This window comes from Kitasatospora sp. MY 5-36 (assembly GCF_001182915.1).
Classification (GTDB): domain Bacteria; phylum Actinomycetota; class Actinomycetes; order Streptomycetales; family Streptomycetaceae; genus Kitasatospora.
In genome coordinates this window covers 1-5,696 of sequence record NZ_LFVW01000698.1, presented here as the reverse complement: position 1 = coordinate 5,696, position 5,696 = coordinate 1, and the positions used below count along the sequence as shown (strand labels likewise).

The 5,696-nt window shown below is 74.0% G+C and carries 4 protein-coding genes; 2 read left to right on the top strand and 2 right to left on the bottom strand.

Annotation, left to right across the window (positions count from 1 at the left end):
• Positions 1–369: 369 nt before the first annotated feature.
• Complete coding sequence (locus AE652_RS33910) at positions 370–828, top strand: ASCH domain-containing protein (protein WP_049658651.1); 459 nt, start codon at positions 370–372, stop codon at positions 826–828.
• Between the two features lie 59 nt (positions 829–887).
• Here the strand turns inward: AE652_RS33910 and rsgA are convergent, their stop codons facing one another.
• Both rsgA and AE652_RS33900 read right to left on the bottom strand, forming a co-directional pair.
• Complete coding sequence (rsgA, locus tag AE652_RS33905) at positions 888–2,021, bottom strand: ribosome small subunit-dependent GTPase A (protein ID WP_049658649.1); 1,134 nt, start codon at positions 2,019–2,021, stop codon at positions 888–890.
• A 395-nt stretch (positions 2,022–2,416) separates the two neighbouring features.
• Positions 2,417–3,547, bottom strand: coding sequence for a cytochrome c oxidase assembly protein (locus AE652_RS33900; protein WP_159028628.1), 1,131 nt, complete (start codon positions 3,545–3,547; stop codon positions 2,417–2,419).
• 297 nt (positions 3,548–3,844) lie between these two features.
• Between AE652_RS33900 and AE652_RS33895 the strand changes: the two genes are divergently transcribed.
• Entirely contained in the window at positions 3,845–5,473 is a 1,629-nt protein-coding gene (locus tag AE652_RS33895) for an FtsW/RodA/SpoVE family cell cycle protein (protein ID WP_082346147.1), read from the top strand.
• The last annotated feature ends 223 nt before the right edge of the window (positions 5,474–5,696 follow it).

Here is a 5,696-nt window from a genome sequence, read left to right as displayed (position 1 = left end):
CACCCGCCCACCCACCACCTCACCCCATGGCCCAGCGGCCCAGCGGCCCGGCGGCCCATGGCGCCTTGGCCCGGAGGCCTGCCGGCCCGCCCATTCGCCGGCCCGTGCCCGAGACCACCCGCACGGCACCCCTGCACGCCCCGGGCCTGGGCCTGGGCCTGGGCACCTGGCACCTGAGCTCCGGGCGCCAGGCACCGGGCGCCAGGCACCGAGCTTCAGCGGCCGGGCACCGGGCAGCAGGAGCCTGGGCACCGGGCACCGGGAGCCTGGGCTCCTGACCCCGGGCTCCAGCGGCCGGGCTCCGGGCGCCGAGAGCCCCGGGCCCGAAATTCGCGGGCCCGCCAGCCGTCCCGCCGTTACCCTCGCGGCATGAGCGAGCAGCACCCCTACACCGGTCCGGACGACCCGCGCGTCGTCGCCCTGCCTCCGGCCGAGTTCGCGTTCCCCGGCCCGCTGCGGGACCAGCTGGTCGCGGCGATCCTCGACGGCGCCAAGACCAGCACCACCGGCCTGGTCGCCGACTACGACCACGAGGGCGAGCCCCTGCCGCTGCCCGGTGAGCTCTCCGCGGTCCTCGACTCGGACGGCCGCAGGGTCGCCGTGATCGAGACCACGGACGTCCGGGTGGTCCCGCTCGCGGAGGTCGACCTCCAGCACGCCCTGGACGAGGGCGAGGGGTGCACCAGCGTGGCCGAGTGGCGTGCGGTGCACGAGCGGTTCTGGCGCAGTCCGGAGATGCTCGACGCCCTCGACGACCCGGGTTTCACCGTGGACGACAGCACTCCGGTGGTCCTGCAGAGCTTCCGCCTGGCGGCCGACCTCCGCTGAACCGGGTGGGCCCGGCGGAGGCCGGCGGCCGCGGCGCGGCGGCCGGCCGGTGTCGGGGTTCAGCGCTTCACCGGACCTCCCGCGGCTCGCATCGACTTGTTGATCGTCTTCCACTTCTTCAGCCGCGCCTTGGCCACCCGGGCGTCCGACCGCGAGGCGATCCACTCGTTCTCGCGCTGGAGCTTGAGGTAGCTGTCCATCCGGCGCTGCGGCAGGGTGCCGTCGGCCAGCGCCGCCCGCACCGCGCAGCCGGGCTCGGTGTGGTGGCCGCAGTCGTGGAAGCGGCAGTCCTCGGCCAGCTCGGCTATGTCGGCGAAGGCCAGGTCCACGCCCTCGCCACCGTAGAGGCCGACTTCGCGCAGCCCGGGGGTGTCGATCAGCACGCCCCCGCCGGGCAGCGGGATCAGCTCGCGGGTGGTCGTGGTGTGGCGGCCCTTCTGGTCGACCTCGCGGGCCTCCTGGACGGTCATCACCACGGAGCCAGCCAGGGCGTTGGTGAGCGTGGACTTGCCGACACCGGACTGGCCGATCACCGCGGTGGTGCCGGGGGTACAGGCGCGGAGCACGTCCATGCCCTCGCCGGTCTCGGCACTCACCACGACCACTGTGACCCCGGGGGCGACCGCCTCGACGTCGGCCCGGATGAAGTCGGCGTCGTCGACGAGGTCGGCCTTGGTGAGGACGACCAGCGGATCGGCGCCGGACTCCCAGGCCAGGGCGAGGAAGCGCTCGATCCGGCCGAGGTCGGGATCGGTCGCGAGGGAGGAGGCGATCAGCACGGTGTCGACGTTGGCGGCCAGCACCTGGCCGTCGGAGCGCTTGCCGGCCACCTTGCGGATGATCGCGGTGGAGCGCGGCAGCAGCGCGGCGACGGAGGCCATCGGCTGGGCGTACAGGTCGACGGCCGCCCAGTCGCCCGTGCACGGGCAGTTGATCATGTCGGCGTCGCCCACCGGCCGGGTGTCGAACCGGACGGTGCGCGACTCGCCCGTCTCCGGGTCGGCGATGACGGCATCGCACTGGCCGCGGTCGACCCGGACGATCCGCGCCGGGAGCAGCCCGGCCTCGCCGAACGGGGTGAACAGCTCCGCGAGCTCGGCCGTCCAGCCGTAGCCGGTCAGCCCGGAGGCGTCAGCGGAGGTCGAGGAAGAGGAGGAAGAAGAGAACGACGGAACGGAGGCAGCGTTGAACAACGCAGTGGCCCTTCGGGAGGAGATGTCCCGGCGGGCTACGGCTGGCGCGAAGGGCTCAGCCGGCGGCCGGGAAAAGGAGGTGAACGCGAGTGCTGCCCTGGGCAGCTATCGGGGCGACAACGACCACGGGGTTCACCTCCTGCTCTCTACTCCTCGGGCGGCCCAATGGCCCCCGAACCGGATGTGTCACACGCTAGCGGAGCGGGGGATCCCGGCCAACCTATTTTTGACCTGCGGAAATGCGGGCAAGAGGCCGTCGGGAAGGCCTCGAAGGGCCACAATTGGCCCGCCGCAAAGAGCCGCTCGGCCACCCCTGCCAGACCCGGCCACCCTGCCGCCCGGCCACCCCGCCAAACCCGGCCACCCCGCCACCAGACACCCGCCCCCGCCGCGCCCTACCCCCCGTACCGGTGCTTGAGGTTCGGGTCGTCCAGCCACCACGGCCGCATCCCGGTCTCCTCTTCCTCCGGCTGCCCCGTCTCCCGCGCCCGCTCGGCCGCCGCCGCGAAGCGGGCGTCCAGCTCGGCGTCCACCGCCTCGGTCTCCTCCCGCCCCTGCACCACCATCCGCCGCACCAGCGCGGCCAGGAACGGCAGCCCGACCAGGTCCCCCAGCACCCAGAACGCGTTGCCGCCCCAGGTCTGGTCCTGCGCCAGGCTCGGCCCCCACGGCCGCCCGAGCGCCAGGTAGTAGTGCTCGGCGACCAGGTGCCCGCCGTAGATCAGCACGATCCCGAGCCCCGCGTCGAAGATCACCTCGGCGAAGGTGATGAACAGCCCGACCAGGTGCGGGTACTCGTGCCCGACCGGGTCGAGCTGCAGGCGCGGCCAGAAGTACGCGAGGCCGAGCAGCACCAGCGCCAGGTGCAGCACCACGTTCCCGAGCCCGCTGGACACCGACCACTCGTACCAGGGCGTGAAGTAGAGCAGCCACGGCGGCGCCATCAGCAGCGCGGTGGAGACCGCCGGGAACATCAGCACCTTGGACGGCCGGCTGCGCAGCGCCCGCAGGACGCGCTCCCGCCGGGCCGCCGGCGCCGCCTCGACCAGCAGCGAGACCGGCGCGCCGAGCGCCAGCAGCAGCGGGACGACCATCAGGAGCAGCACGACCTGCACGGCCCGGTCGGTGAAGAGGATCCGGTCGTACACGCCGAGGCCGGAGCAGGTGCACCAGATCCACAGCAGCAGCCCGCCGAGGAACGCGGCGGTACGGGTGGGCTGCCAGCGCCCGCCGGCGGACCCGGCCCCGACCCCGGCACCAGCCCCACTTCCGCTCCCGACCCCGGCGGCCCGGTTGACGCGGCGCACCGCCGCCAGGTACCAGGCGCCGAGCAACACCGACAGCGCGAGCACCAGCGGCTCGGCCGTCCAGGAGGTCGCCAGGTCGGACCACTGCCACGGCGGCGGGCCACTGTAGGCGAGCACCGAGGCGGGACCGCCCACCGGACCGCCCGCCGGGCCGCCCATCAGGCCACCCGCCGGAGCACCCATCGCGCCGTCCAGCACCGCGCCCATCCGCCCGCTCACCTCGCTCGTCCCGGTGGTCCCCGCCTGTCGCGAATCCCATCGGCCGGGACCCGCCGATCGGGAACCCCGACACCGGAGCACCCCGGCGCCCGGCCATGATGTCCCTCGGCCGCGCCCCCGCCGCACCCGGGGCCCGCCTCTATACCCGGGCCTGAACAAAGCTTTACCAAGCCCCAACAAAGCTTTGCCCAGGCAAAGTTCTGCCCTCCGTCCCCTCTTTTCCGCAACCGCGGGCGAAGACACAAACGTCTGGCAGGATGCCCCGTCGGCGAGACCCGCCACGTGGCCGACAAGGGGATGACAAGGGTGCGAACCACTGCACGCGGCGACGGCCGCCGGCTGGCGGCGCGCCACCGCAACATCGAACTGGGCCTCCTGGCCCTCGCGGTGGCCGTCTGTCTGGCGGGACACATCGACGCCGACCTGGCGCTCACCGGCAGGATGCCGCCCGGGCTGCTGGTGCACGGCCTGTCGCTGGGCGCGCTGGCCGGGGCGGCCCACCTGGCGGTGCGCCGGTTCGCGCCGTACGCCGATCCGCTGATCCTGCCGCTGGGCGTCTTCCTGACCGGCTTCGGGCTAGTGCTGCTGGACCGGCTGGACTTCAGCTACAAGGCCGCGCACGCCGCCAAGGGCGACTACCAGAAGCTCCCGGCGGCGCCCTCCCAGCTGATGTGGGTGTTCATCTCGGTGGCGGCGGCGCTCGCGCTGATCGTCTTCGTCATGCACCACCGCTTCTTCCAGCGCTACGTCTACCTGCTGATGGCGGGTGCGCTGATCCTGCTGGCCGCGCCGGTGCTCTCCCCCGGCGACAGCTTCGGCGCCAAGCGCTGGATCCGGCTGTTCGGGCTCTCCTTCGAGCCGGACGAGTTCGTGAAGGTCGCGATCACGATCTTCTTCGCGGGGTACCTGATGGCCTCCCGGGACGCGCTGGCGCTGGCCGGGCGGAAGGTCTGGGGGCTGACCCTGCCGCGCGGCCGGCACGCCGGCCCGGTGCTGGCGATCTGGGTGGTCAGCCTGCTGGTGCTGATCTTCGAGCGCGACCTGGGCACCTCGCTGATCTTCTTCGGCGTCTTCATCGTCATGCTGTACGTGGCGACCGAGCGCACCAGCTGGGTGGTGCTCGGCCTGCTGATGGCGGTCGGCGGCGCGGCGGTGGTCGGGACGGTGGAGCCCCATGTGCACGGCCGCGTCGAGGCCTGGCTGCACCCTCTCGACTACTACAAGCCGGTGCACGACATGGCGATCTCCGAGCAGCCCGCCGAGGCGCTGTTCAGCCTGGGCACCGGGGGCATGACCGGGACCGGCCTGGGCTCGGGACGGCCCTGGCTGATCGGCTTCGCCGGGCGCAGCGACTTCATCTTCACCACCATCGGCGAGGAGCTGGGCCTGGCCGGGGTGACGGCGATCCTGCTGGTCTACGTGCTGCTGGTCCAGCGCGGCCTGCGCACCGCGATCGGCCTGACCGACCCGTTCGGCAAGCTGCTGGCCACCGGTCTGTCGGCGGCGCTGGCGCTCCAGGTGTTCGTGGTGGTCGGCGGGGTGAGCGGGCTGGTCCCGCTGACCGGCAAGGCGCTGCCGTTCCTGGCCGCCGGCGGCTCGTCGCTGCTGGCGAACTGGCTGATGGTGGCGCTGCTGATCAAGCTGAGCGACTCCTCCGGGCGCACCGCCCTGGACCCGGCCCAGCCCTCCCCCGAGCCGCTCCCGGCCCAGGCCCGCCCGGCCGAGCCGTCCGTACGGGCCGAGCCGTCCGCGCCCGGCCCGTACGGCCCCACCGACCCCGACGCCCCGCACGACCCGTCAGCCCAGCGCCCGACGGACCCGACCCCGGCGGGACCGCTCTCCTCCACCCCCGGCGCCGCCGACCCCTCCGCCCCGACCGAGCTGCGCCCCGCGTACGGCCACCCGCCGAACCCGTCCGCCCCCTGACCCACCGCCGACCCCCGACGCACCCGCGGCGCACCCCACGCCCCGACGCACCAGGGCCTCCCCCGCACCCGCGGGAGAGGCCCTGCCGTCAACCTTCCGTCCGCCCCGCCTACCGCTGTTCCCACGGCGGCCGGGGCGGCCTCGGCGGGTACCCCGGCACCTGCTGCCCGGGCGGCACCGGCCCCAGCCCCGGCCCGGACGGCGCCCCCGGCCCCGAACCCGG

Bases quoted from the DNA above. Each gene is read 5' to 3' on its own strand.
- AE652_RS33910 (WP_049658651.1), top strand. From the start codon at position 370: ATGAGCGAGCAGCACCCCTACACCGGTCCGGACGACCCGCGCGTCGTC.
- AE652_RS33895 (WP_082346147.1), top strand. From the start codon at position 3,845: ATGACAAGGGTGCGAACCACTGCACGCGGCGACGGCCGCCGGCTGGCG.